Consider the following 24,320-nt stretch of genomic DNA (forward strand, 5'->3'; position numbering starts at 1 on the left):
AAGCTTCTTTCACACGAAGACTCATGGTAAAATTAAACAAATGAAAGCGTATTATTAAGAGCGATTGAGGTGAGCATAGTGGTCATAACGATTATTGTAGGAGTGCTGGGTTTAATTGGTTTAATTGCAGCAGGATTTGCGACGAATTATAAGGATACAAATTAAGATGTCGTAGAGAAGAGTGGGTGGGACAAACGTAGTTTAGTTGAAAAAAGATCCGAACCATAAACCGTTAGGATCTTTTCATTGTGCTGGCGAACGTAAATTTAATCTATGTAGTAGCTTCTAGCTGTTGGTTGGAGGATAAGACGAAGACTCCTGCGGGAAAAGCGGAAGAAGTGAGACCCCGCAGGAGCGTATGCGACGAGGAGGCTCACCGGCCGCCCGCGGAAAGCGAAGTCTTGCACGGAAACCAACAGCGGTGTCACAAGCGAGCCATACAAGCTCCTTTGTCCCTTTTTTCGTCTTTAGATTGGGTAATTGTATGTCTGAATCTCTTTTTTAACGAGCCAACAGCTTTTCAGTAACGCGCAAAAACATTTTTACTCCGACTTCAAGCGAGGCTTCATCTACCGTAAACTTCGGATGATGATGAGGGTATACGATGCCCTGTTCTTCATTTCGCGCTCCAATGTTAAAAAATGCTCCTTCCGTTTCCTGCAGGTAAGCTGAAAAGTCTTCTCCTCCCATTTTAGGAGACAGCGTCTTTACACGGTCTTTTCCGTATTCTTCAATGGCTGTTTCTTCAATTAACCTTGTAATTTCTTCAGAGTTAATGACAGGGTGATAGCCTTTTTCATACGTAAACGTGTACTCTGCGCCGTAGGCTTCTGTTAGTCCTTTTACAATCCGGTCAATTTGTGCTGGAACTTTTTCTCGCAGAGCCGCGTCAAAGCTTCGAACGGTACCGTTCAGCTCCACTTTATCAGGAAGTACGTTGTGCGTAGTTCCTCCGTGAAATTGTGTAACCGATACGACTAATTTATCGACTGGATTCGTCGTTCTTGAAACAATGGTTTGAAGGTTCGTCACAATTTGCGCTCCTACAACGATCGCATCAACTGCTTCATGAGGCGCTGCGGCGTGTCCTCCTTTTCCTTTAATCGATATGTTAAACGTGTCAGGCGAAGCCATCATAGGACCTGCAAGCACGCCGATTTCTCCGACGAGAAGACCAGAATTCAAATGTGTGCCAATCACGTAATCCACACCTTCCATCAAGCCTTCTTTCACAAGCTCCTGCGCTCCCCCGGGCAGCAGCTCTTCCGCGTGTTGAAAAATCAAGCGAATTTCTCCTTTAAATTCATTTCTTAACTGAGAAAGCACGGAAGCTACTCCTAGCAAAATAGCCGTGTGACCGTCATGTCCGCATGCATGCATCACGCCTTTATGAACCGAAGCAAATGCAAACGTGTTTTCTTCTTCAATCGGCAGCGCGTCCATATCCGCTCGAATCGCAACCACTTTTCCCTGCTCTTTTCCTATTAATCTAGCCACCACGCTTGTTGGTGTAGGACGCGTAATGATAAAGCTTCCAAACGAACGAAGCGTATCTTCAACAAACTGAGCCGTTCGGTGCTCTTGAAACGATAATTCAGGATAGCGATGAAAGTGTCTTCTCCATTCAATTACTTGCTTCTTCAAGCTTTCTGTGACGCTGTATTCACCGATTGATTTGACTGTCATAAACAAATTCCCCCTTTGTTTGACTATATCGATTGGCTGGAACGGAAAGATTTAAATTTCCGCGCAGCGTATCGCTTTCATATGAAGTGTCGTAAAGCCCACGCTCTTGTAAAATAGGCACCACTTTTTCCACAAACTGATGAAACGTCTCGCTCATAAACGGGCGAAGCACAAATCCATCCGCTGCTTCCTGCTCATACCATTTTTGCATTTCATTCGCTACGTGCTCAGGTGTTCCTGAAAATGGCGAACGCGGCAAAATTGTTTCAAGCGCGACCTCTCTTAACGTTAACTTTCGAGCAGCCGCCGCTTGTTTAATTTTATTTGTAGTACTTTGAAAAGCATTTGCTCCGATATCTCCCAGCTCTGGAAACGGTGCGCCTACGTCAAATTGCTGAAAGTCATAATCATCAAAAAAACGAGCTAAATATGTAATGGCATGATTAATTGGAATTAAAGCGGCAAGCTCTCCATATCTTCTTTCTACATCTTCCTCGCTATCTCCTATAATTAAATCAATACTTGGAAAAATGAGAAGCTCTTCAGGATTTCTCCCATGATTTCTTGCTCTATTTTTCATATCTTGATAGAATGCCTGCGCTTCTTCTAGTGTATGTGCATTGGTGTAAATGGCATCCGCATTTTCTGCGCCAAATCCTCTTCCTTTTTCTGATGACCCGGCTTGAAACACAACCGGATGTCCCTGCTTTGAACGAGCAATATTTAACGGCCCTTGAACTCGAAAGTGCTTGCCTTTAAATCCAAGCGTATGCATTTTCTTTGGATCAAAAAACTGACCGGTTTCTTTTTTATAGGTAAAAGCATCATCTTCCCATGAATCCCACAGCCCTTTTACTACGTCGAGATGCTCTTTTGCAATTTCGTATCGTTCGCTGTGGTGAGGAAGATGTCCTCTGCTGTGATTGCGCGCTGCCCCTTCTTGCGGAGAAGTGACTAAGTTCCATCCTGCTCGCCCGCCGCTGATATGATCAAGAGACATCAGCTGACGAGCGATGGTAAAAGGCTCACTGAAACTTGTTGAAACCGTCCCAACTAGTCCGATGTGACTCGTAGAAGCAGCGAGAGCTGACAGCAGTGTAATTGGCTCAAAACGATTTAAAAAGTGAGGAATAGACTTTTCAGATATCGCTAATCCATCCGCAATAAAAACAAAGCTGAACAGTCCTTTTTCTAATATACGCGCTTGTTTCTTATAAAACGCAATATTAATGCTCGCATCAGGCTCTACGTCCGGATGTCTCCATCCGTCCGTCGTATTTCCAAGCCCTTTAATATTTGCTCCTAGCTTCAGCTTTCTTTTTTCACTCAACGTATACTTCCTCCTTTTTACGACAAATAAAAAAGAGATGCTTTGATTGTTCAAAGCATCTCCAGTCGTCTGGTCGATTGTTTTTAAATAGCTGTTTATTTAGAGAAAATAGCTGTTGACCTCTCATTTATTTAGCTTATTTGAATAGTATACTCACTATTCCTATAAGTCAAGTTTGCTTTTGGTTCAAATAGATGATTTCTTCCTTCTTTAGTTAAACTTAATTACGATTTCATTTCTTTTAAATTCCTTAAAACTCACTTTGACTATCGGAATAACCGGTGATATAACTATATGTACATTCAGCATCCATACCGCCTGTCAGGCTACTGAAGGCTCTTATTTTCTCTTCAACTTGAAGAGGGATAAGGGCCTTTGGCATTTAAGGAGGTGAATGTTTTACTCAGCTCATTTATTTTCACTACTTAACTAAGGAGGCGTTACATATGAGTTTGCAATTTGCTTATTGGGCCCCGAACGTAAGCGGAGGCCTTGTCATTTCCAACATTCCTCAAAAAACAGAGTGGTCATTTGAAGCAAACAGCCGGTACGCACAAATTGCCGAGCAGGTAGGCTTTGATTACGTTCTCTTGCAAACTAGGTTTTTTGCAAGCTACGGCGCTGAAAATCAACTAGAAGCTGCGACTCTTGCTTCTGCACTGGCCGCCACTACTAAAAAAATCAACATTATTACAGCAGTTCTTCCGGGGTTATGGCATCCCGGCGTATTTGCTAAAATCATTTCGACTATTGATCATATCAGCAGCGGGCGCGTCTCCGTGAACGTGGTAAGCGGCTGGTTTAAAGGCGAATTTAACGGCTACGGCGAACCGTGGCTAGATCATGATGAGCGCTACCGCCGTTCTGAAGAATTTATTAACGTGCTTCGAGAACTTTGGAAAAACGAAACGACCACGTTCAAAGGAGACTTTTACCGATTAAATGACGCACCATTAAAACCAAAGCCTCTTCAGCCGCCGAAAATATTTCAAGGAGGAAACTCTAAAGCTGCGCGTGAAATGGCAAGCCGGGTATCAGACGTCTATTTCATGAACGGCAACTCGATTGAAAACTTAAAAAATCAAATTAAAGACGTAAAAGCAAACGCAAACGGCCATGATATTCAATTTGGCGTAAACGGGTTTGTCATTGTCCGTGAAACAGAAGAAGAAGCAAAACAAGTGCTAAAAGAAATTGTTCTACAAGCAGATAAAGAAGCCGTTGAAGGGTTTGAAAGTCAAGTGAAATTTGCAGGCAAAGCTTCTCCTCAAGGTGAAGGCATGTGGGCAAACTCTTCGTTTGAAAACTTAGTTCAGTATAATGATGGTTTCCGAACTGGCCTTATCGGAACAGCCGAACAAGTCGCCAATCAAATTATCGAACTGAAAAAAATCGGTGTGGATATTATTTTGACAGGCTTTTTACATTATGAAGAAGAAATCAAAACGTTTGGCGAAACCATTATTCCGCTCGTAAGACAAAAAGAACAGGAACTAAAAGAAAAAGCGGGTGCATTATAAATAGTTTATCGTAACGAACATTAAAATTTTTGGAGGTATGTTATGTCAATCGAAGTTTCTGCACGTCCTGTATACAATCAATCAACGCGCGCTTATTACGCATCTATTCGGGAGAAAATTGCTTCTCTCGTAGATGAAGTGATCCGGCCTAATGCAGCCCGTACAGATGAAGAAGGCGTTTTTCCACGAGAAAATTTAGAAGCGCTTATTAAAGCAGGCTGGGGAAATATTCTTGTACCAAAAGCATACAGCGGCCTAGAACTTGATCACGTGGCTTTTGCGATTGTAGCTGAGGAAATTGCAAAAGCTTGTGCTTCTACTGCTTTAGTTTACGTGATGCATGTCGGAGCGATTCAAACTATTACGCTGTACGGAAACGACGATCAAAAGAAACGCTGGTTAAAACCAATTGACCAAGGGCTGATTGGTACGTACTCTACAAGTGAAAAAGCCTCAGGAGGACACTGGTGGTGGTACAACTTCAGTCAAGCGCAGCGAAATGGTGAAGATTATGTAGTTAATGCTGACAAATCGTTTACTACGAGCGCCGGGCAAGCTGATTTTTATATCGTCCAAACACGCGGTCCTGAAGCACAAGAAGCAACTGATATTAGCTTTTTTATTGTAGACGGAAAATCAGACGGCATCACTGCAAGTCCGTGGGAAGCGCTGGGCGTTCGCGGTAATCACAGCGGTCCGATTTCTTATAAAAATGTACACGTGCCAAAAGAAGATCTTCTAGGCAGTGAAGAAACAGGGAAAGAAATCGTCTTAAACGGCGTTTCCCCTATTTATTTAATTGGCCTTGGTTCTGCTTGGCTTGGCGTAGCGGAACATGCGCTAGAGCTTGCGGTTAACCATGCAACGCGAACGATTCACCGTGATTTTAATAACCAGCTTAGCGACTATCAAGTCATTCGCCAGCAGATTGCCGAAGCAAAAGTGCTCATTGAAAGCACAAAACCATGGCAAATTGACTTGGCAGAACAGCTTGATATTTTACAAGCTGAACAAAAAGCACAAGGTATCCTTACCCTCCCGCTGACTGAATTTAAAGTGCACGCTTCAGAAGTAGCCAACAAAGCAACGCGAATTGCATTGGATGTAAGCGGCGGATATGGCTATAAAAAAGGCCCTATTGAACGTTTGTTCCGGGATGCCAGAGCGGGCATTGCTATGGGCCCTTCTAATAATATTGCCAGAGAATGGATCGGAAAGAACCTTGTAGGGCTTCCTCTTGAACTTTGGATTAAAGGCGGAGAGTAAAGTTTAATATCATAAAAAAGAGGATCTTTTATAGAGATTCTCTTTTTTAATTTTTTAACGTAATGACTACGCTCCCTATTTTATGTCCGGTTTCTACATACTCATGAGCTTCTGGCACTTGTTCTAAAGAGTAGCATCTATCAATCACTGATTGGATCTGTCCTTCTTCCATAAGTTTTTTAAGAAGTAATAAATCTTTCGTCTGCACTTTGGCAATTCCTTGCCCTTCGACCGAAACAAAGCGTCCATTTAAGGCTAACGCTTCCTTGCACTGATTTTTTGTGATTTTCCCAACGGCATCAAAGATAAGATCGTATCTTTCTTGTTTTTCAGTAAAATCTTCGTTTTGGTAGTCGATGACGCGGTCTGCTCCTAAAGACTTTACTAGTTCATTATTTTTAGCACTGCACACGCCTGTCACTTCAGCTCCGTAATAGTTAGCAAGCTGTACAGCGGCAGTTCCTACGGCACCTGAAGCACCGTAGATAAGCACTTTTTGCCCGGCATGAATGTTTCCTTTTCTAAAAAAATGCAGAGCCGTCGTGCCGCCGAAAGAAATAGAGGCGGCTTCTTCATAGGTTACATTCTCTGGCTTTACGGCTATTGTCCCCTTTTCTGGTAAGCAGATATATTCCCCATATCCTCCGAACTTCATACCTGTCATTGCAAACAGCTGGTCGCCTTTTTTGAAACGCGTTACGTTCTTTCCGACTTCCTCTACTTCTCCGGCCAGTTCTACGCCTAGTATTGATTTTCTAGGCTTTCGTAACCCCAAAACTATTCGCATTGGAAGCCACAATAGCAGTGGACTATTAAAGCTCCTCACTCTGCAGTCGCCCGATGTGACCGTGGTGGCATGAACTTTTATCAGTATTTCATTCTCTTTTGGAATAGGCTTTTCCACTTCTTGAAGCTGAAGAACATCCGGTTTACCATACTTTGTACATACCATTGCTTTCATAACAGCTCTCCTTTTTCCTTAGAGTTCAGCGTATGTTTATAAACTATGCTCAGCCAGTGCTATTCTGTACATTTTAAAAAGAAACCCTATGAATCTACTAACATATATGGTAAATAAAAGGATATTACTATAAAATGAGTATAAAAACAGAAAGTGTGGTAAGTACGGTTGTTTAAACTTCTTTTAATTGAAGATGATGTAACGCTGTTTAACGAACTGAAAGAGCGGTTGGAGCAATGGTCATATGATGTTTACGGCATCCGTAATTTCAGTAACGTTATGCAGGAGTTTAGCGAGGTAAAACCTGATTTAGTGATTATGGATATTCAACTGCCGAAGTATGACGGATTCCACTGGTGCAGAATGATTCGCTCTCACTCAAAAATTCCTATTATCTTTCTATCTTCACGAGATCACCCTTCTGATATGGTGATGTCTATGCAATTTGGAGCCGACGACTTTGTGCAAAAGCCGTTTCATTTTGATGTGCTTGTAGCAAAAATACAGGCCCTTCTCCGCCGCGTCTATAATTACAGCGTTGAACAAGTAAACCTTCTTTCGTGGCAAGGCGCAACGATCGATTATGAAAAAAATAAAGTATCAACGGAATCTAAAGCTATTGAGTTAACCAAAAATGAAATCTTTATTTTAAAATGCTTAATACATAAAAAGAATACGATTGTAAGCCGAGATGAGCTGATTAATAGTTTGTGGGAAGATAAACGGTTTATCAGTGATAATACCCTAACGGTAAACGTCAATCGCCTGCGAAAAAAGTTAGATGAAATTGGACTAGGAACTTTTATTGAAACAAAAGTCGGTCAAGGCTACGTAGCGATTGAAGAGGAACGCTATGATTAAACTCTTTATTCGCGAGCGTCTAAGCTGGATTCTTTTCTTTTTTATGATGCATCTTTTAATGCTTTTTATCGCTTATATTGATAGCTCCATTCCGCTGTCTTCGATTCTTTATATCGTGTTTTTATCATCGATTATCTTTCTTATTTTCTGCGTCTTCCGCTATCAGAAAGAAACGAAATTTTACCAAGGGTTAAAAGATGAAGAGGATTTCTTTGATTCTTCTACTCTTTCTCATCCGCTGCGCCCCTTTGAAAAGATTGTTCAGCGAAATCTGATGCAACAATTAGAACAGGCGAAAAAAGATGCGGTGCAAACTCAGCTGCACGTGACGCAGGAAAAAGATGAAATGTTAGCTTGGATTCACGAAATTAAAACGCCGTTAACTGCAATGCATTTAATAATTGAACGCTTAGAAAATCGAGAAGTTAAAGCAAACTTGACGTTCGAGTGGCTCCGTATTCACTTTTTACTTGATCAACAGCTGCATCAAAAGCGCATTTTCTTTATCGAAAATGATATGTATATTGAACATCTGGATTTAGAGTCCCTTATTTTCACTGAAATCAAAACGCTACAAGCTTGGTGTATGCAAAAAAATATTGGGTTTGATGTGGACATACAGGCAGGACGTGTACTGTGTGACGCAAAGTGGCTTTCGTTTATTATGAGACAGCTCTTAACAAACGCAGTCAAGTACAGTGAAGCATCTGACGTAATGATTAGAAGCTATAAGCACCATGGTCAAGTGTACGTCGAGGTAAAAGACAGCGGACGCGGCATTTCTCCTCAAGATATGCCGCGCATTTTTGAGAAAGGTTTTACCTCAACCACTCAGCATGAAGACAGCCGTGCCACAGGTATGGGTTTGTATCTCGCTCAAAAAGCTGCGCACGCTCTTTCTATTCACATTGGTGTGAAGTCAGTTCTTAACGAAGGCACGACGTTTACGCTTGCCTTTCCTAAATCAAATGATTTTGTTGATATGAAAAGCATGTGACAAAAATGTCACATGCTTTCGTCATTTGTTCGGTGAATCAAAGGAAAACGCAAGGCTCTTTTTTTATAATAAACGTATCAGATCAAAGGAGTGAATACATATGAACATATTAGAAGCTACTAATATTCATAAAAGCTACGGAAATAAATTTAATAAACAAGAAGTATTAAAAGGTGTAGATATTACCATTATGAAAGGAGAATTTGTAGGAATTATGGGCGCTTCCGGCTCAGGTAAAACCACGCTTCTGAACGTGCTTTCCTCGATTGATAAAATCAACGGGGGAACCATCAAAATTGAAGGAAATGAAATTAGCAGAATGAAAGAAAAGCAGTTAGCAAACTTCCGAAAAACACATTTAGGCTTTATTTTTCAAGACTATAACTTGCTCGATACACTGACAGTCAAAGAAAATATCCTCTTGCCTCTTTCTGTTGTAAAAACTCCTTCAGCAGTAGCTCACAAAAAATTTGACGCGCTAGCCAAACAGCTCGGCATCTATGAGCTCAAAGATAAATATCCAAATGAAATTTCGGGCGGACAAAAGCAGCGTACTTCTGCTGCAAGAGCCTTTATTCATGAGCCAAGTATGATTTTTGCTGACGAACCAACCGGTGCACTTGACTCAAAAGCAGCTAGCGATTTGCTAAACAAACTGACCGAGCTTAATGACAAAAGAAGCGCAAGTATTGTGATGGTAACGCATGACCCAGTGGCAGCCAGCTACTGCAGTAAAGTGATTTTTATAAAAGACGGACAAATTTATACGCAGCTGTATAAAGGGGATCAAACGCGAAAAGACTTCTTTGAAGATATTATGAAAACTCAAGGTGTACTAGGCGGAGTGCAAGATGAATATTAATCAGCTCGTCTTCCGCAACTTCAAAAAGAATGTAAAAAACTATTATCTGTACGTTTTTGCACTGGTTTTCAGCGCAGCTTTATATTTTGCTTTTGTCACGCTTCAGTACGATCCTGCTCTTGATGCAACCAAAGGCTCCATCAAAGGAGGAGCAGGGATCCGGGCCGCTTCTGTTTTACTTGTAGCCATTGTTTCTATCTTTCTATTATATGCAAATACGATTTTTATCAAACGGCGCAGTAAAGAAATTGGCTTATTTCAGCTAATTGGCATGACCAAAACAAAAATTTTCCGTATTTTGACCGTTGAAAATTTTATGCTGTATTTTGCCTCACTGATTGTCGGCATTTTAATTGGGTTTTCGTTTTCAAAAGTAATCATCATGATTTTATTTAAAATCACCGATACAAAAGGCATTGCCAAGCTTCATTTTTCAGAAGAAGCCTTGATTCAAACGCTGATTGTGTTCGGAGTCATCTATTTGTTAATTATGACGATGAACTATCTTTTTATTAAAAGACAGACCATTTTAGCCCTATTCCGAGTTACTTCATCTACAGAAGGCAAAACGAAAAAAATTAGTATATTTGAAATTATTATTGGAATTCTTGGCATGATCTTTATTGTTTCCGGCTACTATATTTCTGCTAAATTGTTTGACGGATCTTTTACAAGCATGAATGCTTTGTCAATCGCAATGGTGTCTATTTTAGCTTCAGTTATCCTCGGAACCTATTTGTTTTATAAAGGCTCAGTTCGCTTTTTATTAAATCTTGTGCGAAAAAGCAAAAAAGGCTATTTGTCGATTAACAATGTATTATCTCTTTCTTCTATTATGTTTCGGATGAAATCAAACGCACTGTTGCTGACGGTTATTACAACCGTATCGGCTCTGGCTATTGGCCTATTGTGCTTGAGCTATATCTCTTATTATTCTGCTGAAAAGTCGGCCGAAGATTATGTGCCTAACGATTTTTCGATCAACAATACAAAAGACGCTGCTTCGTTTAAAGCCGCGCTGGATCGAAAGAAAATAGCATATACGGAAAAAAAGATCGACGTCATCCAAGTAAAAGCAAACGTAAAAAACATCTCAGAAAACACTTTTGAAAATACCATGGTGGACTCGTCAGCAATGACTCTTCCAATGATTAGTGAAAAATCCGTTAATGGTGTAGAGATAGCTCCAAACGAAACATTATTTACCGGCTATAACGATGTACTTCAAAGAACAGCAGGATTTAAAGACTCAGGACAAATTGAGCTTAAAGGAAAACGAGAAGTAATTCCGCAAAAATATGTAGGGTTGGATCGAAAGTTCCTGCTATCCACTTATTTTACAGGAGGCGGTTTACCTACTGCGATTGTAGACGATTCCATATTTAATAAGCTTAAGCACGATGCAGATCCTTCTATTCAAAAAGAATCATCTGTCTATACAGGAATAGACATAACAAAAGAAGCTAACATAAAAAAAGCAAATCAAATTTTTGCAAAGATGACTTTTAGAGATAACAGCTTAAATGATTCGCGTATGGAAACGGTAGTAAGCCAAAAACAAGGTATGGGTCTAATTATGTTCATTGTCGCTTTTCTAGGACTGGCCTTTTTAATCACGTCAGGGTGCATTCTTTACTTTAAACAAATGGACGAAAGTGAAGATGAAAAGCCAAACTATACGATTCTTAGAAAACTCGGCTTCACTGAAAATGATTTACTAAAAGGCATAAAAATAAAGCAGCTTTTTAATTTCGGCATTCCGTTAATCGTAGGCTTGCTTCACAGCTATTTTGCCGTACAATCCGGCTGGTTCTTTTTTGGGACAGAGCTTTGGACACCTATTATTATCGTCATGATTGTCTATACGTCCCTCTACTCTATTTTTGGTATTTTATCCGTTCTTTACTATAAAAAAATTATTAAAGAAGCTCTTTAAAGATAAAAAGCACAAGCTGTAGCTTGTGCTTTTTATCTTTAAATGCCATTAATTGCTGGCGTTTTCTCTATTTTCCGCACTGGCTGCATGCAAAAAATTTTCTAACCGCTTTTTGACAAACGGCCATTCGTCATCGATTATACTGAAGATGACCGAATCTCGTACGTATCCACCTGGTAAAACCATATGTTTTCTGCTAATGCCTTCTTGCGTGGCACCTAACCGTTTAATAGCCGCTCTAGACCGCTTGTTTCGCACATCCGTTTTGAACTGAACGCGGTGAAACTTCAGCTCTTCAAAACAGTATTTTAATAATAAATACTTACATTCCGTGTTGACTCGAGTTCGCCACACGGATGGATGGTACCACGTCCACCCTATTTCCACGCTTTTGTTAGGAAGTGATATATCTAAAAATCTTGTGCTTCCTATAATCAAATGTGACTCTATATCAAACACAGCAAAAGGCAGCTCTCTTCCTTCCTGCTTTGCTTTTAAAGCACTTTCAATCAGTTGTTTCATATCCCTTAGACGATGAACTTTTACCGGGAGATGCTCCCAAATTTCTTTCGGTTTTGCAGCTTCATAGAGTTCTTGCTCATGCATTTTTTCAAGCGGCACTAGCTTTACCGCTGTTCCTACAAGCTCACCTGACTTTAGCATAACCTCACTCCTTTTCTATATATCTAAAGGAAATGTTAATACATGTATATGTACTGAAAAAGGGTCAGTTTCTGCTTATTGTAAGGTATCACTTTCAGCATATACAGCTAGTAATCAGCTAAGTGTTTTTTGAGAAACTCACTCATTGTTTGGAAGGCTTGGTCCGCTGCTTCTTTATTAAAGGCTTGTGAAAAAGGATTCATAAACCCATGAAAGCCATGAAACGTTTTAATTTCCAAAAGCGGCTCTCTTTTTTGCTCTAGTGAGTTTATTAAACAGTCTACATCAAATGTTTGCTCCTCAGCGGAAAAAATAAGAAGAGTTGGACACACAGGACGTCTATTTATATAGTCTCTAATGCGCGATCCGTAACAGCCAATCACGAAGTCACACAAATTGTTTTCACTGCATAGCCACGATATTGTGGCTCCTACACTAAATCCTATGACCCCTACTTCTTCATATTCTTGCTTTAGCTGAATTAACATGTTATTGATTTGTCTTGAACCCTCATCAATACCGATGTTTTGAACAAAGTTTTGATAAGCCATGTCCTCTTCTTCATAACGATAAGGAACGTCTTTGGATAATAAGTTAGGACAGATAATATCTGCCTCTAACTTAGACAATTTCTCTTTCATAAACTTCATATGATCGTTTACACCGTATATTTCATGAATTAATAAAATTGCTTTATTTGATTTTTCCATACCTTTTTACAAAACAGTCGTTTCCCTTGTCAGTTCACGATGCAATACGTCTCCCATGCGCTTCATGCCTTCAACGATTTGTTCAGCAGACATATTCGAGTAATTCAAGCGCAGCGCGTTGTTTCTTGTACCGTTTGGAAAGAAAGGAGTTCCCGGCACGCAGGCTACGTTATTTTTTAGACATTCTGAAAAGATATGTGCTGAATCGATTCCTTGGGGCAGCTCTACCCAAATAAACAATCCGCCTTCTGGCTTACTGTAAGACAAATTCTCCGGGAAAAATTCTTCAATGCACGATAACATTTGCGTACATCGCTCTTTATATACGGCTTTAATTTTTTGAATGTGCACTTCGATATCGTAAAGCTCCATGTACTTAGCCGTTACGCGCTGAGCAAAGTTGTCCGTATGCAAGTCAGCCACTTGCTTAAACGCTACGTACTTATCAATGAAAGCTTCGTCTGCACACACCCAGCCGATTCGAAGACCTGGTGCAAAGATTTTAGAGAATGTGCTGATGTAAATAACTCTGCCTTCTGTATCAAAATGCTTGACGGGCGGAAGGGTTTCTCCTGCAAATCGTACGCCTCCGTATGGATTGTCTTCTACAATCAGCACGTCGTATGCATTCGCAAGCTCGATCATTCGCTGACGTCTTTCTCGCGTTAAGGTGCGTCCTGTAGGGTTTTGAAAATCTGGAATTGTATAGATAAATTTAGCATGCGGATTTTCTCGAAGTTTTTTCTCCAGCTCTTCCATAATCATTCCGTCTTCGTCCATATCTACTTCTACAAACGTTGCATTGTAAGATTTGAAGACGTTTATGGCTGCTAGGTACGTTGGACTTTCACAGATTACCACGTCTCCGTCATTAAGAAACAGTCTTCCTGTAAGATCGATTGCCTGCTGAGATCCGGACGTAATTAAAATGTTCGAAACAGTGGACTCGATGCCAATATGCTTCATTCGTGTAGAGATGGCTTCTCGCAAAGGAATATACCCTTCAGTTGTACTGTATTGAAGCGAAGCGGCTCCGTCTTCATTTAATACGGCGCGGCACGCCTCGTTCATTGCTTCAACGGGAAACAGTTCTGGAGCCGGAAGTCCTCCTGCAAACGAAATGACTTCTGGTCGTTCCGTGACTTTTAAGATTTCGCGCGTTTCAGAGGATTTTACAAGACTAGCTCGTTCGGCAAATTTATCTTTCATTGATGATCATTCCTTTTTTAGATTTTAAACTTTTAACATTAATTATTCGAATAGTCAGAAAAATAACTGTGGACAATTACCTTTATGAAATCAGACAGTTACCGTGCAAGATGCCTTTTTAACAGACAACTAGCATGTGCGTCCTCTCTGACTCTCCCTTTCTCCTTTCAATATATATTTTTCTTATTCCCTATCTGTAATACAATTCAAAGGTCGTACGATAAATGTGGCCTTATATTTAATGTATGTTAAAAAGGATAACATAAAATTCAAATAAATAAACAATAAATTCTACAAATTCTTAATTTTTTATACAAATATATTTATCTCACTAAACGATTCTTCAAAATCATTCCTTTTATATATGTGTCAAAGAAGTTCATGGCGCAATTATAGACCTAAAATTTAACATTTTCTATTGACTATTTATATCATTAAATGATATAAGGAGGTTGAATATGCCGCGAAACGATTCATTAGAGACGGGGGAACTTACCGACACGTCTTACTACATCTTAGTGTCCCTCATAGAAGCAAAACACGGGTATCTTATCATGAAAACCATTGAAGATATGACCAATCAACAGTTTTCGATTGGACCTGCATCTATGTACACTACAATTAAAAAACTTCTTGCAGCTGAGTTAATCATGCTTTATGGCGAAAGCAAAGACAAAAAGAAAACGTATGTTGCAACGGAAAAAGGAATTCAGTTTTTAAAAAAAGAAATTCAGCGCCGCAAAGAAATGATTAAGCACGCTGAAGATATTTTAGGAGGTTTATAAATGAAAAAGACAAAATACATACTGAGCGGCGGGACTGCTTTTGCCGAAAAAGAAGATTTACAAAAGCTCAGCGACTATGCAAAAAAAGGCTGGCTTTTAGACCGTTGGGCTCTTTTTGGATATACATTAAAAAAAGGAAAGGCTCAAGAGCTTCAATATTCACTAGATTTTCAAGAACATGCAGATGATGAATATTTTTTGCTTTTTAAAGAAGCCGGATGGCAGCACGTTTGTTCAACAGGTCATGCTATGCATATTTTCAGCGCATCTCCGGGAACAAAACCTATTTATTCCGATGTAGAAACGATCATTGACAGATACGAACGAGAAAAGCGTTCTGTAGGAAAAGCAGCTCTATCTATTCTTGTCGCGATGGTGTTTCTGCTGCTTTTTGACGTTATGAGCTTATACGGCTGGCTTCCGGAAGCAGTAGGTACAATAAGCGAGATTTTATTAGCGATTTCAACAGTAATTTTAGTATTTCCAGGACTTCCTTACCTTGCGTATCAGCGTAAGCTAAAAAAGCTTAGTAACATCTAAAGAGATTCCCTTTTCATTGACCTGCCGTATAAAACTCGTTATAATCCTTATTAACTCGATAAGATTTAAAGGTTTTAGTACAGGAGTGATGAAAAGTGAAATGGCTTCATTTTCTGTTTAATGAACGATGCCCAAAATGCAAGCAAGTGTTAAATACATCAAAATCTAACGCACTTCACGCTACTGTTGTGAAAGTGTGTCCGTCTAACCACTATCAAAAAGAATTTCATCCTGCGCTTGAAACGTATGTGGAAAGTGATGAAGTGCTATAAAAAAAGCTATGGGAATCCATAGCTTTTTATAGTAGCCCCCACCAAATCTTAATTGCCGTTGCTAGAATCAAACCGGCAAGGATCCACTGAAGCACTTTTGTATTCATTTTCTGACCAACTTTTGCACCGACTGGAGAGGCAATTAAACTTGCCGCAACTAAAATAAGTGCCGGTATAAATGGGACTTGATGGGTCACCAGCTTTCCAACCGTTGAACCAATGGAAGAAATAAAGGTAACGGCTAGTGAAGTTGCGATGGTTATTCGAGTTGGAATTTTAAGCACCACAAGCATCACAGGAACTAAAATAAAGGCTCCTCCTGCTCCTAACACGCCTGCTACGGCTCCGATAAGCAGTGATAAAATAGAAGCTAATCCTTTATTGAATTGAAGTTCGCCTTCTTTTATCTCATCTACATTTTTCTTTGGAATAAACATCATAACAACCGCAATAAGAGCTAAAACTCCATATACAACATTTAATCCTTGTTCACTCATATAATGTGAGAGGTAGCTTCCAAGCATGCTCCCAATTAGAATATTGCTGCCCATGTATAAAATTAATGATTTGTTTAAAAATCCGCTTTTTCGATACGCCCATACGCCGCCTAATGTCGCAAAGAATACTTGAATGGCTCCTGCACCTGAGACGTGATGAGCTGTTAGTGCTCCTACTCCTACTAATGGAGGAATATACAACAGCATCGGATAATTAATAACAGACCCGCCAATACCGACCATACCGGAAATGAACGACCCAATAAATCCAATAAGAAAAAGCGTGATGATAAATGTAAGATCCATCTATAGTCGCTCCGTTTCATATAAGGAAAGGGTACCTTTTACAAGAGATACCCTTTTCGTCTATTATTTCTTATCCTTTTTTAATCCAAAATTTAAGAACGTCGCCTTCTTCTGTATGAAGAAGCTCGTGACCGCCAGATTTTGCCCAGGCTGCAAGGTCGTTTTTTGCCCCTTTATCCGTTGCGTGAATTTCTAACACTTGACCTGCTTCTAGTTCATTCATTGCTTTTTTTGTTTTAACAATCGGCATTGGACATGCCATCCCTTTTGCATCTAGTACTTTATTTGATTCCATTTCTCTCTCTCCTTTGTTTAGGTTTTAGCGAATCGCACAGCGGTTTGGTCCAATTTCCATTTCACGCTGTTTTTCTTCATCTGGGCTTACTTTTCCCATGTTGGTTTCACGAATTTCTTGATACGCATTTGGCTGCGGCGGTAAATTATCTGTTACTAAGTGTCTGAACTCTGCTTCGTCTTCAATATTTAATCCGTGATTTTCCGCAAACAACGTACCTAACTTTTCAGCTACGCTGCCGTTGTCATTTAGCTCATCAATAATCATAAAGTGAGCTGGTAATACGATTAACTCATCTGACAATGCTTTATAGCGTGTATAAAGCGTCTCGCGCAAATCGCCTACCCAGTCTTCAGCCATACCAGCTAAATCAGGACGTCCAATTGAATCGATGAACAAAATATCACCTGAAAGCAAGTATTGATCGTCTACGATAAAAGAAGTTGATCCAATCGTATGACCCGGTGAATAAAGCGGCTGAATCGTAATGGTTGTGTTACCAATCACGACATCGCTGCCTTCTTCTAAAGCCTTGTAGTCAAACATCACTTCTTCTGCATCTTTTGGAGGTAGCCAGTACGCTGCATTTGTTGCTTCCGCAATGACTCTTCCTCCTGAAATGTGATCTGCATGAAGGTGCGTATCAAACACGTGCTTAACAGTGACACCAAGTTCTTTGGCAAAGTTGATGTACACATCTGCCATACGCGTCGCGTCAATAATAGCAGCTTCCCCGTTTGATACGATCATATAAGATAAGCACCCTTTACCGATACGAACAAACTGATAAATTTCTCCGCCGTCTTTTAAATCGCCAACTTTAACAGGCTCTAAGTACTCACTCCACGCTTTCATACCGCCTTTAAGGTACGATACGGTAAGACCAGCTTCTGAAAGCATGTCAGCTACCATCACGGATGAACCTTCTTTAGCACAGACAACTAACACTTCTTTATCAGAAGGGATTTTTTCTAAGATTTCTTCTACTCCGTCTAAAAGATCGAAGTATGGAACATTTAAATGCTGAAATTGATGACCTTCAATTTTCCAATCGCTAAAATCACTTTCGTTACGAACGTCCAAGATAAATAACGCTTCTTTATTGATAATTTTAGATGTAACTTCTTTTGCAGTAAGTACATGTACTGTCATATTAAAATACCTCCTTAGGTATATGAACTATCAAAATTTTTTAATCCATTATAATCGATTGGTTATTCTACTTTACCCGTCCAGTCACGCATACCGGGAACCACGTTAATTAAATGTTTAAATCCTTGCTTTTTCATTGTTTGTCCTGCCATTTCACTTCGTCTTCCAGAGTGGCAAATAATATAAATTTCATCTTCTTTATTTAACTCATTGAAACGTTTTTCTACTTCACCAAGCGGAATATGAACTACGCCTGGAATATGAGCTTTATCGTATTCTTCTACTTCACGAACGTCTAAAATATGAAGATGTTTATCATTTTCTACTTTTTTCGCAAATTCTTCTAATGAAATTTCAGGAATTGGCGTTACGTTTTCTTCAGCTCCGCCTTTACGAAGAAAGTGGTGAAGAACGTCACCTGCTGCCTCGGTACCTAAATACTCATGACCTGTGCTTTTTGCCCACGCTTGTAAGTCAGCCGTAGAGCCTTTATCCGTTGCTTGAATTTCTAGCACTTGACCTGCTTCTAATTCATTCATTTTCTTCTTTGTTTTTACGATTGGCATTGGACATGCTAACCCTTTTGCATCTAATATGAAGTTTGCTTGCATCATTTCTTTTTCCTCCTTGGTTTAAATACTAGTAGGGGTATATTTTTATCTAAAAAAATTAGACCGTTTCCCCTTTCCACTCCATCATGCCGCCGGTCATATTCGTTACACTGTAGCCTTGCTGCTCAAGAAAACGAGCTGCCATTCCGCTTCTGCCACCAGAACGACAGACAACAATATAATTCTTTGCTTTATCTAACTCATGCATACGGAATTCCAATAAAGGAAGCGGAATATTTAACGCATTTGGTATTTTACCTGTTTTTACTTCCTCTACTTCACGCACGTCTAAAATGTGAATTTGTTTTTGGTTCTGTACTAATTGTTCTACTTCTTGTGCTGCTATTGTCTTCACTCTGCGTCTCCTCCTTCTTGATTTATCTCCACGTATTCATGCCGCCTTTAACGTTGGTAATGGCTATAAAACCTTGCTTTTTCAACAGCTTACTTGCTTTCATACTTCTCATTCCGCTTTGACAAATAACGACTACTTCTCTGTCTTTTGAAAGCTGACCTGTTTGCGCTGGCAATTCTGATAAAGGAATGTTTCGAAACCCTTTAATATGTTTGGTACGAAATTCATGTGGTGTTCGCACATCGATAAACTGGTTATCTTTATTTTTTAACTTTGCTTTTAACTCCGTTGTGGCTATTTGCTGAATACCTTTTACTGTTGCAAAACGCTGATACAAAAACCACAGCAGAAAAACGATAATAAGCGCATTGACAATCATATTGACCCTCGCTTCATGAGTTATCTTTTAGATGAATAAGTTTACGTTTCCGTCTTCTGCGTCGGCTAAATACGCCGCTACGCCCGCATATTCAATATTATCTAACAGTTCTTTTTCCTGTAACCCTAGAAGATCCATCGTCATCGTACAAGCCACTAGCTTCACATCTTGTTCTTGTGCCATTTCGATAAGCTGCGGTAGCGTTAGAGCATTATGCTTTTTCATTACGTTTTTAATCATTTTAGGTCCCATACCTGCAAAGTTCATTTTAGATAAGCCCATTTTATCCGCACCGCGCGGCATCATTTTGCCAAACATCTTTTCTAAAAATCCTTTTTTCACCGGCACCATTTCTTCTTTACGAAGCGCATTCAATCCCCAAAACGTATGGAATATTGTCACTTCATGGTCATAAGCAGCCGCTCCGTTGGCAATAATATAAGCTGCCATCGCTTTGTCATAATCACCGCTAAATAATACAATTGTTGTTCGTTTCTTTTGTTCAGTCATGTTGTTCCTCCTCTTACCCCATGGGGTATATTTAATTCCAAAAAAATTAGCCTTTTTGAATGTAAAAGATAAATGTACTGCCTTCTTCTTTAAAATCAATAAGCTCGTGTCCTGTTGATTTTGTCCAAGCTGTTAAATCACTTTTAGCACCTTTATCTGTCGTTTGCACTTCTAATACTTGACCTGTTGTTAAAGTATCCATTGCCTTTTTTGTTTTGACGATTGGCATTGGACAAGCTAATCCTTTTGCATCTAAAACTTGATCAATTTTCATCGTATTTATCTCTCCTTTTTATATACATATACCTGTAAGGGTATATTATACTAAATAATGATATTCGTCAACCTTAAACAAGGTGACAATTATTAACGACTTTTCACTAACAGCTGTACAGCTTCTTTCACTAAACCTTCCGTTGGCTCTCCTTGCTGAAGGCTTTCTCTGACGCACTGCTCAAGATTGTTGCTCACAATAACTCCCATTGTGCGATCAATGGCACTTCTTGCAGCAGATAATTGAGTCACGACGTCTCGGCAGTCTTTTCCTTGTTCCATCATGCTAAGCACGCCTTTTAACTGCCCTTCAATTCGGCGCATGCGATTTTTCACTTGTTGATTATACTCCATAATCGAATACCCCTTTCTTTCCTTTACTTTTACACGCTGCTAACTCATAGCTGCGTACTTCAAAACCTTTTTTTCGTAAGAACCGTACGCCTAAATTTAACTCCACTCTATCTCCGGCAATCAGATGAACGCTGCCCTGTGGAATTTCTGAATAAAAGCGTTTGAGATACGCATACGGCATAACTAACCCCTTAGAATCATGAACTTCATGGTAATGGCGAATATCTACAATCGTTCGCCCAAGTTCTTTTGCTTCAGATTTCCGTATGCACTGTATTCCTTTAACAGGATAATAACGTCTGTATGCAATAAATAAAATAGCAAGCAACAATACTGCTATATAAAGCATAACAATCACCGCCTTGCTATCGAATTGATGTTGTTTACATACTCCATATTATACCCCTACAGGTATATTGTCAAGCGAGAAAATTATAGTTGATTTTGCTTATTTACATGGATCCTTTCATATGAACCAATCCACTTTATACAGCTTAGGAATCATGAATGTTTTCTTTAACCTGCTTTATTGTGTGTACCCCCTACCCTATAGATCAAACATACTTTTCCGTTTTCATGCATCACCTGGGCTCATATAAATGACTAGAAAATAAGCTTACTGTATCATTCACGTCTACACACAAAAGATCCAGTTCCCAAGGAGAACTGGATCTTTTGTGGTAAAAAGCTGATTAGCTTTGATGATAAATATTATGCCATTGATTCCACGAACTGTGTGGATGCTGCTGGTGCCACTGATTCCATGGCACATATGGATTTTGCTGATGCCACTGATTCCACGTACCGTGCGGATACTGCTGGTGCCACTGATTCCAAGGTGTGTATGGATGTTGTTGATGCCATTGATTCCATGTGCCGTGCGGATACTGTTTGTGCCACTGTTCCCAAGGTACATGTGGATGTTGCTGATGCCATTGATTCCACGTGCCGTGCGGATGCTGATGATGCCATTGTTCCCATGGAATATATTGTTGCTGTCCTTGATGCATGTTTCTTCAACTCCTTTTCCTTTGCCACATCATATGTTCTTTTTAGGATTTAGAGCTTATCTATTTTAAAATATATAGGCGTTTGATTAATTATGAATTACATAACACTTTTGTTTTTATATGGTAATATCAATATAAAACATCCAGGAGGATTTCAGTTGGTTAAAAACTTACCTTTATTAATGGCTATCTTACTTATAGGAGTAAGCTCTTCTCTTATAAGCGGAAGCATAAACTTATCTGGAAGTATAGAATGGATATTTTTTATTATTAGCCTTATTGCTAATATTACTGCCGTGATTGGTCTTTCTTTACACGTATTCCTTTACCTTCCTATGAAAAAAGCTGAGAAAAATCTAAAAGAAACGTTTAAATGAATATAAGCAAAAGAAGCAGATTTCTTATGAGAAGTCTGCTTCCTTTGTCAGCTTGTATTAAACTTGTTTTTTTCGACTTCTTTACACCAAAAGATGCATATAGCTCTTTATTCGGAAGGAGATGGAAATCTTGCTGCTTCGAAATGCGACACATTTTCTGTTGTGACAATTGTGCCGTCAACATTACTTTCCGCGAAGACTTCAACTCGATCTCCTTTTTCTAAATTGTAAATAGTAGAGACCGATACTACGTTAACAAATATAGTGTTTCCACCAAAGAAATCGTTATCAATTGCGATAACCGCCGTGCCGTTGACACGAATTTCTACGCGCGCTCGATAATCGACAGTCGTATCATTAGGAAGAAATCCAATTGTAGCAACAAGGGAATATACGCCATCTTTTTTGGGGCGAAAAACAGACGTAACGGGATTGTATTCATTTGCTAAATCAAACTGTTTAAACTGATAGGAAACTTTTACAGACGTGTTTGCTGATACTGGCTGATTTGTAAGGTTAAGAGCACGAAACGCTGAGTCTCTTGTATTTCCTTGCTTGTCTTGTGGACAAGAACTATGGTGATGTTTCTTAGAAGAATAAGATCTTTCTACATGATATTTATCATCTTTTTTAATCGTAATCATCCTTTCTTTGTGTGTCTATCTATTTTATTCATTCGCAGGAAAAATGCTTGGATGCTTGTTCTTTGACTCATAATTTTTAATAGAGGAAACGATAGATTTCTGAATTTCCCACAAAAAAACACCTTCTCATTTGAGAAGGTGTTTTGCAATTAACCTACAATATTATAACCAGCGTCCACGTGTACGATTTCTCCCGTTACGCCGCGTGAAAGGTGGCTCAGTAATACAACCGTCATGTCGCCAACTTCTGCTTGCGTTACGTTACGCTTAAGAGGTGCTTTTTCTTCAACATGGTGAAGAATTTGGTTAAAGTCAGAAATGCCTTTCGCTGCAAGTGTACGAATTGGGCCTGCTGAAATCGCATTTACGCGGATATTGTCTTTCCCTAAGTCTAATGCTAAGTATTTTACTGAAGACTCAAGCGCTGCTTTTGCTACGCCCATTACGTTATAGCCTTCAACTGCGCGCTCTGCACCAAGATAGCTCATCGCTACAAGAGAACCGCCTTCTGTCATAAGAGGTTTCGCTGCTTTCGCTACGGCGATAAATGAATAAGCGCTTGTATCTTGAGCAAATGCATATCCGCTTCTTGATGTATTGATGAACTCACCGTTTAAATCTTCTGAGTGAGCAAACGCAACAGAGTGAATCACTCCGTGAACTGTGCCTGCTTCTTCTCCGATTTTTTTGAAAGCTGCTTCAATACTTTCGTCGCTGTTTACGTCACATTCAGCAATTAATGATGCTTGAATTTCATTTTTTTCTAAAAGCTTGTTCAATTTTCCTAGTGAACGTTCTTTACGGTATGTAAAAATTAAGTTTGCTCCTACTTGATGAAGGGCTTTTGCAACACCCCAAGCAATACTTCTGTCGTTGGCAACTCCCATAATCACAATGTTCTTGTTCTTTAATTGTAATAAATCTTCCATATTATCCTCCAAAAAAAATTAGTCATCAATGATGACTAATAGGTAATTGTATAGCTTTATTATAGCACAAAGATGCTCTTAGTTCCTAAGAGTCTTATGAATTAACCGATTTTGCTTTATAAATAATCTCTTACTTGTCCGAATTTTGCAGCCATGCTTGCGTTGTTTCAGCAAATTTTTTAGCTGCAGGTGAAAGATGATAACGAGTAGCTAGACCAATTGAACGGTAGCTGTCCACTTGAAATGGAATCGCACGCAGCTCTTGCGGGATAGAATCCAAAAGCATTTCAGGTAAAATGCTAATGCCTAAGTGATACGTAATCATCGATAGGATAGCACTTTCATCCATTAATTCAAAGCGAATTTCAGGCTGAAGCCCCTGTTCTTCAAACAATTGCTTAATATCATGATATCCGCCGTATGTCGGCATAATAAACGGTTCTTTCTCTAAATCTTTAAATGAAACGTTTTTTTGATGATACAAAGCACTTTGATTTGATACGACACACAGCAGCGGGTCTTTTTTTAAAGGGATAATATGAAATTGACTTGAATGCGTAATGTTAATAAAACCGCAGTCTATTTCTCCACTTAGCAGCCACTGTTCAATTTCAAGATAATCGCCTTCTTTTAGCTGAATTTGAATGGCCGGATAGCTTTTTTCCATCAGCTGAATAATTTCGGGGAGCCACTTGGTGGATACGCTTTTAAAAATCCCAACTTTAATCGTTCCTTTTGCAAGACCTAAGAGACTGGCTGCTTCTTGATGAACTTTTTCACTTTCTTGCAGCACTTTCCGAATGGCAAGAAGCATCGTTTCGCCTTCTGTTGTTAAGGTAATACCTGATCTGTTTCGATTCACAAGCGAAAATCCAAATTCTGTTTCGAGATTTGTAATGGCATGACTGACCGCTGACTGCGTGAGTGCCAGCGCATCTGCCGCTTTTGTAAAGCTTTTCACTTCAGCTACTTTGTTTAAAATTTCATATTTCACTAAGCTCATTTTATCCCGCCTTAATATGAATTTAAT

At 39.4% G+C, this 24,320-nt stretch carries 30 protein-coding genes and 1 pseudogene; 11 read left to right on the forward strand and 20 right to left on the reverse strand.

Translation table 11 applies throughout. From position 1 onward, the window contains the following. Positions 1–307: 307 nt before the first annotated feature. A pseudogene (locus tag CEQ83_RS27825) lies at positions 308–505 on the forward strand (hypothetical protein); the annotation flags it as partial. Here CEQ83_RS27825 and CEQ83_RS16265 read toward each other — a convergent pair. Both CEQ83_RS16265 and CEQ83_RS16270 read right to left on the reverse strand, forming a co-directional pair. Continuing rightward, positions 502–1,686 (reverse strand): M20 family metallopeptidase, encoded by a 1,185-nt coding sequence (locus tag CEQ83_RS16265; protein WP_155017403.1) that lies wholly within the window; start codon positions 1,684–1,686, stop codon positions 502–504. The pseudogene CEQ83_RS27825 and the gene CEQ83_RS16265 overlap by 4 nt on opposite strands. After that, on the reverse strand, positions 1,664–3,016 hold the full coding sequence (locus tag CEQ83_RS16270) for an LLM class flavin-dependent oxidoreductase (RefSeq protein WP_155017404.1): 1,353 nt from the start codon (positions 3,014–3,016) through the stop codon (positions 1,664–1,666). Before CEQ83_RS16270 ends, CEQ83_RS16265 begins: the two co-directional genes overlap by 23 nt. Before the next feature lie 446 nt (positions 3,017–3,462). Between CEQ83_RS16270 and sfnG the strand changes: the two genes are divergently transcribed. Together sfnG and CEQ83_RS16280 are read left to right on the forward strand one after the other, a co-directional pair. After that, complete coding sequence (sfnG, locus tag CEQ83_RS16275; RefSeq protein ID WP_154973816.1) at positions 3,463–4,536, forward strand: dimethylsulfone monooxygenase SfnG; 1,074 nt, start codon at positions 3,463–3,465, stop codon at positions 4,534–4,536. Between the two features lie 42 nt (positions 4,537–4,578). After that, positions 4,579–5,802 (forward strand): acyl-CoA dehydrogenase family protein, encoded by a 1,224-nt coding sequence (locus CEQ83_RS16280; RefSeq protein WP_155017405.1) that lies wholly within the window; start codon positions 4,579–4,581, stop codon positions 5,800–5,802. 46 nt (positions 5,803–5,848) lie between these two features. Here CEQ83_RS16280 and CEQ83_RS16285 read toward each other — a convergent pair whose 3' ends face one another. Next, positions 5,849–6,763, reverse strand: a complete 915-nt coding sequence (locus CEQ83_RS16285) for an NAD(P)-dependent alcohol dehydrogenase (protein WP_154973820.1) — start codon at positions 6,761–6,763, stop codon at positions 5,849–5,851. 168 nt (positions 6,764–6,931) lie between these two features. Here CEQ83_RS16285 and CEQ83_RS16290 point away from each other — a divergent pair, with 168 nt between their 5' ends. From CEQ83_RS16290 to CEQ83_RS16305, 4 genes are all read left to right on the forward strand, one after another. Continuing rightward, a complete protein-coding gene (locus tag CEQ83_RS16290; protein ID WP_098112390.1) occupies positions 6,932–7,624 on the forward strand; it encodes a response regulator transcription factor in 693 nt (230 codons plus the stop codon). Next, positions 7,617–8,621, forward strand: coding sequence for a sensor histidine kinase (locus tag CEQ83_RS16295; RefSeq protein ID WP_098112391.1), 1,005 nt, complete (start codon positions 7,617–7,619; stop codon positions 8,619–8,621). Before CEQ83_RS16290 ends, CEQ83_RS16295 begins: the two co-directional genes overlap by 8 nt. A gap of 100 nt (positions 8,622–8,721) precedes the next feature. Continuing rightward, positions 8,722–9,483 (forward strand): ABC transporter ATP-binding protein, encoded by a 762-nt coding sequence (locus tag CEQ83_RS16300; protein ID WP_098112392.1) that lies wholly within the window; start codon positions 8,722–8,724, stop codon positions 9,481–9,483. After that, a complete protein-coding gene (locus tag CEQ83_RS16305; RefSeq protein WP_098112393.1) occupies positions 9,473–11,419 on the forward strand; it encodes an ABC transporter permease in 1,947 nt (648 codons plus the stop codon). The genes CEQ83_RS16300 and CEQ83_RS16305 overlap by 11 nt, the downstream gene beginning before the upstream one ends. 48 nt (positions 11,420–11,467) lie before the next feature. On the opposite strand, the gene CEQ83_RS16310 is transcribed toward CEQ83_RS16305, so the two are convergent. From CEQ83_RS16310 to CEQ83_RS16320, 3 genes are all read right to left on the reverse strand, one after another. Continuing rightward, the gene (locus tag CEQ83_RS16310; protein WP_098112394.1) at positions 11,468–12,082 is read right to left on the reverse strand and encodes a GNAT family N-acetyltransferase; all 615 of its coding nucleotides are present in this window, start codon (positions 12,080–12,082) and stop codon (positions 11,468–11,470) included. Positions 12,083–12,189: 107 nt separating this feature from the next. Then, positions 12,190–12,792, reverse strand: a complete 603-nt coding sequence (locus CEQ83_RS16315) for a dienelactone hydrolase family protein (RefSeq protein ID WP_155017406.1) — start codon at positions 12,790–12,792, stop codon at positions 12,190–12,192. A 6-nt stretch (positions 12,793–12,798) separates the two neighbouring features. Further along, a complete protein-coding gene (locus CEQ83_RS16320) occupies positions 12,799–14,001 on the reverse strand; it encodes an aminotransferase-like domain-containing protein (RefSeq protein WP_098112396.1) in 1,203 nt (400 codons plus the stop codon). Positions 14,002–14,459: 458 nt separating this feature from the next. Between CEQ83_RS16320 and CEQ83_RS16325 the strand changes: the two genes are divergently transcribed. The 3 genes from CEQ83_RS16325 (at position 14,460) to CEQ83_RS27145 (ending at position 15,598) form a co-directional block, all read left to right on the forward strand. Next, positions 14,460–14,786 (forward strand): PadR family transcriptional regulator, encoded by a 327-nt coding sequence (locus tag CEQ83_RS16325; RefSeq protein ID WP_028414558.1) that lies wholly within the window; start codon positions 14,460–14,462, stop codon positions 14,784–14,786. Next, positions 14,787–15,326, forward strand: coding sequence for a DUF2812 domain-containing protein (locus CEQ83_RS16330; RefSeq protein ID WP_028414559.1), 540 nt, complete (start codon positions 14,787–14,789; stop codon positions 15,324–15,326). Between the two features lie 95 nt (positions 15,327–15,421). Further along, complete coding sequence (locus CEQ83_RS27145) at positions 15,422–15,598, forward strand: hypothetical protein (protein ID WP_165573543.1); 177 nt, start codon at positions 15,422–15,424, stop codon at positions 15,596–15,598. 26 nt (positions 15,599–15,624) lie between these two features. On the opposite strand, the gene CEQ83_RS16335 is transcribed toward CEQ83_RS27145, so the two are convergent. The 11 genes from CEQ83_RS16335 to CEQ83_RS16385 form a co-directional block, all read right to left on the reverse strand. Continuing rightward, entirely contained in the window at positions 15,625–16,401 is a 777-nt protein-coding gene (locus CEQ83_RS16335) for a sulfite exporter TauE/SafE family protein (protein WP_098112397.1), read from the reverse strand. A 70-nt stretch (positions 16,402–16,471) separates the two neighbouring features. Beyond that, a complete protein-coding gene (locus CEQ83_RS16340) occupies positions 16,472–16,696 on the reverse strand; it encodes a sulfurtransferase TusA family protein (RefSeq protein ID WP_048019562.1) in 225 nt (74 codons plus the stop codon). A gap of 24 nt (positions 16,697–16,720) precedes the next feature. Next, positions 16,721–17,848, reverse strand: a complete 1,128-nt coding sequence (locus tag CEQ83_RS16345) for an MBL fold metallo-hydrolase (protein ID WP_049165625.1) — start codon at positions 17,846–17,848, stop codon at positions 16,721–16,723. A gap of 62 nt (positions 17,849–17,910) precedes the next feature. After that, positions 17,911–18,462, reverse strand: a complete 552-nt coding sequence (locus CEQ83_RS16350; protein WP_098112398.1) for a sulfurtransferase TusA family protein — start codon at positions 18,460–18,462, stop codon at positions 17,911–17,913. Positions 18,463–18,517: 55 nt separating this feature from the next. Then, on the reverse strand, positions 18,518–18,814 hold the full coding sequence (locus CEQ83_RS16355) for a rhodanese-like domain-containing protein (protein WP_098112399.1): 297 nt from the start codon (positions 18,812–18,814) through the stop codon (positions 18,518–18,520). 22 nt (positions 18,815–18,836) lie between these two features. Then, positions 18,837–19,193, reverse strand: a complete 357-nt coding sequence (locus CEQ83_RS16360) for a rhodanese-like domain-containing protein (protein ID WP_098112400.1) — start codon at positions 19,191–19,193, stop codon at positions 18,837–18,839. A gap of 27 nt (positions 19,194–19,220) precedes the next feature. After that, positions 19,221–19,703 carry a DsrE/DsrF/DrsH-like family protein gene (locus tag CEQ83_RS16365; RefSeq protein WP_013058040.1) on the reverse strand — a complete coding sequence of 161 codons (483 nt, stop codon included), beginning with the start codon at positions 19,701–19,703 and terminating at the stop codon, positions 19,221–19,223. A 46-nt stretch (positions 19,704–19,749) separates the two neighbouring features. Beyond that, the gene (locus CEQ83_RS16370; protein WP_045290688.1) at positions 19,750–19,977 is read right to left on the reverse strand and encodes a sulfurtransferase TusA family protein; all 228 of its coding nucleotides are present in this window, start codon (positions 19,975–19,977) and stop codon (positions 19,750–19,752) included. A 92-nt stretch (positions 19,978–20,069) separates the two neighbouring features. Further along, entirely contained in the window at positions 20,070–20,330 is a 261-nt protein-coding gene (locus CEQ83_RS16375; RefSeq protein ID WP_098112401.1) for a metal-sensitive transcriptional regulator, read from the reverse strand. Then, positions 20,320–20,679 carry a sulfurtransferase gene (locus tag CEQ83_RS16380; protein WP_098112402.1) on the reverse strand — a complete coding sequence of 120 codons (360 nt, stop codon included), beginning with the start codon at positions 20,677–20,679 and terminating at the stop codon, positions 20,320–20,322. Before CEQ83_RS16380 ends, CEQ83_RS16375 begins: the two co-directional genes overlap by 11 nt. 343 nt (positions 20,680–21,022) lie before the next feature. Continuing rightward, positions 21,023–21,340 carry a hypothetical protein gene (locus CEQ83_RS16385; RefSeq protein WP_028414569.1) on the reverse strand — a complete coding sequence of 106 codons (318 nt, stop codon included), beginning with the start codon at positions 21,338–21,340 and terminating at the stop codon, positions 21,023–21,025. 158 nt (positions 21,341–21,498) lie between these two features. Here CEQ83_RS16385 and CEQ83_RS16390 point away from each other — a divergent pair, with 158 nt between their 5' ends. Further along, positions 21,499–21,717: a hypothetical protein gene (locus CEQ83_RS16390; RefSeq protein WP_028414570.1), complete on the forward strand. Its 219-nt coding sequence runs from the start codon at positions 21,499–21,501 to the stop codon at positions 21,715–21,717. A 107-nt stretch (positions 21,718–21,824) separates the two neighbouring features. Here CEQ83_RS16390 and CEQ83_RS16395 read toward each other — a convergent pair whose 3' ends face one another. The 3 genes from CEQ83_RS16395 to CEQ83_RS16405 form a co-directional block, all read right to left on the reverse strand. After that, on the reverse strand, positions 21,825–22,361 hold the full coding sequence (locus CEQ83_RS16395) for a complement C1q domain-containing protein (RefSeq protein WP_049165631.1): 537 nt from the start codon (positions 22,359–22,361) through the stop codon (positions 21,825–21,827). A 149-nt stretch (positions 22,362–22,510) separates the two neighbouring features. Next, positions 22,511–23,290, reverse strand: a complete 780-nt coding sequence (gene fabI, locus CEQ83_RS16400) for an enoyl-ACP reductase FabI (protein ID WP_013084067.1) — start codon at positions 23,288–23,290, stop codon at positions 22,511–22,513. A gap of 130 nt (positions 23,291–23,420) precedes the next feature. After that, a complete protein-coding gene (locus tag CEQ83_RS16405) occupies positions 23,421–24,293 on the reverse strand; it encodes a LysR family transcriptional regulator (RefSeq protein WP_098112403.1) in 873 nt (290 codons plus the stop codon). Between the last annotated feature and the right edge of the window lie 27 nt (positions 24,294–24,320).

Source organism: Priestia megaterium (genome assembly GCF_009497655.1).
Taxonomy (GTDB): Bacteria; Bacillota; Bacilli; order Bacillales; family Bacillaceae_H; genus Priestia; species Priestia zanthoxyli.

Coding starts and splice junctions, on each gene's coding strand:
- sfnG (WP_154973816.1), top strand. CDS start 3,463: ATGAGTTTGCAATTTGCTTATTGGGCCCCGAACGTAAGCGGAGGCCTT.
- CEQ83_RS16365 (WP_013058040.1), bottom strand. CDS start 19,703: ATGACTGAACAAAAGAAACGAACAACAATTGTATTATTTAGCGGTGAT.
- CEQ83_RS16395 (WP_049165631.1), bottom strand. CDS start 22,361: ATGATTACGATTAAAAAAGATGATAAATATCATGTAGAAAGATCTTAT.
- CEQ83_RS16330 (WP_028414559.1), top strand. CDS start 14,787: ATGAAAAAGACAAAATACATACTGAGCGGCGGGACTGCTTTTGCCGAA.
- CEQ83_RS16405 (WP_098112403.1), bottom strand. CDS start 24,293: ATGAGCTTAGTGAAATATGAAATTTTAAACAAAGTAGCTGAAGTGAAA.
- CEQ83_RS16280 (WP_155017405.1), top strand. CDS start 4,579: ATGTCAATCGAAGTTTCTGCACGTCCTGTATACAATCAATCAACGCGC.
- CEQ83_RS16380 (WP_098112402.1), bottom strand. CDS start 20,679: ATGCTTTATATAGCAGTATTGTTGCTTGCTATTTTATTTATTGCATAC.
- CEQ83_RS16305 (WP_098112393.1), top strand. CDS start 9,473: ATGAATATTAATCAGCTCGTCTTCCGCAACTTCAAAAAGAATGTAAAA.
- CEQ83_RS16370 (WP_045290688.1), bottom strand. CDS start 19,977: ATGAAAATTGATCAAGTTTTAGATGCAAAAGGATTAGCTTGTCCAATG.
- CEQ83_RS16335 (WP_098112397.1), bottom strand. CDS start 16,401: ATGGATCTTACATTTATCATCACGCTTTTTCTTATTGGATTTATTGGG.
- CEQ83_RS16375 (WP_098112401.1), bottom strand. CDS start 20,330: ATGGAGTATAATCAACAAGTGAAAAATCGCATGCGCCGAATTGAAGGG.
- CEQ83_RS16320 (WP_098112396.1), bottom strand. CDS start 14,001: ATGAAAGATAAATTTGCCGAACGAGCTAGTCTTGTAAAATCCTCTGAA.
- CEQ83_RS16300 (WP_098112392.1), top strand. CDS start 8,722: ATGAACATATTAGAAGCTACTAATATTCATAAAAGCTACGGAAATAAA.
- CEQ83_RS16265 (WP_155017403.1), bottom strand. CDS start 1,686: ATGACAGTCAAATCAATCGGTGAATACAGCGTCACAGAAAGCTTGAAG.
- CEQ83_RS16360 (WP_098112400.1), bottom strand. CDS start 19,193: ATGATTGTCAATGCGCTTATTATCGTTTTTCTGCTGTGGTTTTTGTAT.
- CEQ83_RS16310 (WP_098112394.1), bottom strand. CDS start 12,082: ATGCTAAAGTCAGGTGAGCTTGTAGGAACAGCGGTAAAGCTAGTGCCG.
- CEQ83_RS16315 (WP_155017406.1), bottom strand. CDS start 12,792: ATGGAAAAATCAAATAAAGCAATTTTATTAATTCATGAAATATACGGT.
- fabI (WP_013084067.1), bottom strand. CDS start 23,290: ATGGAAGATTTATTACAATTAAAGAACAAGAACATTGTGATTATGGGA.
- CEQ83_RS16340 (WP_048019562.1), bottom strand. CDS start 16,696: ATGGAATCAAATAAAGTACTAGATGCAAAAGGGATGGCATGTCCAATG.
- CEQ83_RS16345 (WP_049165625.1), bottom strand. CDS start 17,848: ATGACAGTACATGTACTTACTGCAAAAGAAGTTACATCTAAAATTATC.
- CEQ83_RS16350 (WP_098112398.1), bottom strand. CDS start 18,462: ATGATGCAAGCAAACTTCATATTAGATGCAAAAGGGTTAGCATGTCCA.
- CEQ83_RS16285 (WP_154973820.1), bottom strand. CDS start 6,763: ATGAAAGCAATGGTATGTACAAAGTATGGTAAACCGGATGTTCTTCAG.
- CEQ83_RS16385 (WP_028414569.1), bottom strand. CDS start 21,340: ATGCATCAAGGACAGCAACAATATATTCCATGGGAACAATGGCATCAT.
- CEQ83_RS16325 (WP_028414558.1), top strand. CDS start 14,460: ATGCCGCGAAACGATTCATTAGAGACGGGGGAACTTACCGACACGTCT.
- CEQ83_RS16295 (WP_098112391.1), top strand. CDS start 7,617: ATGATTAAACTCTTTATTCGCGAGCGTCTAAGCTGGATTCTTTTCTTT.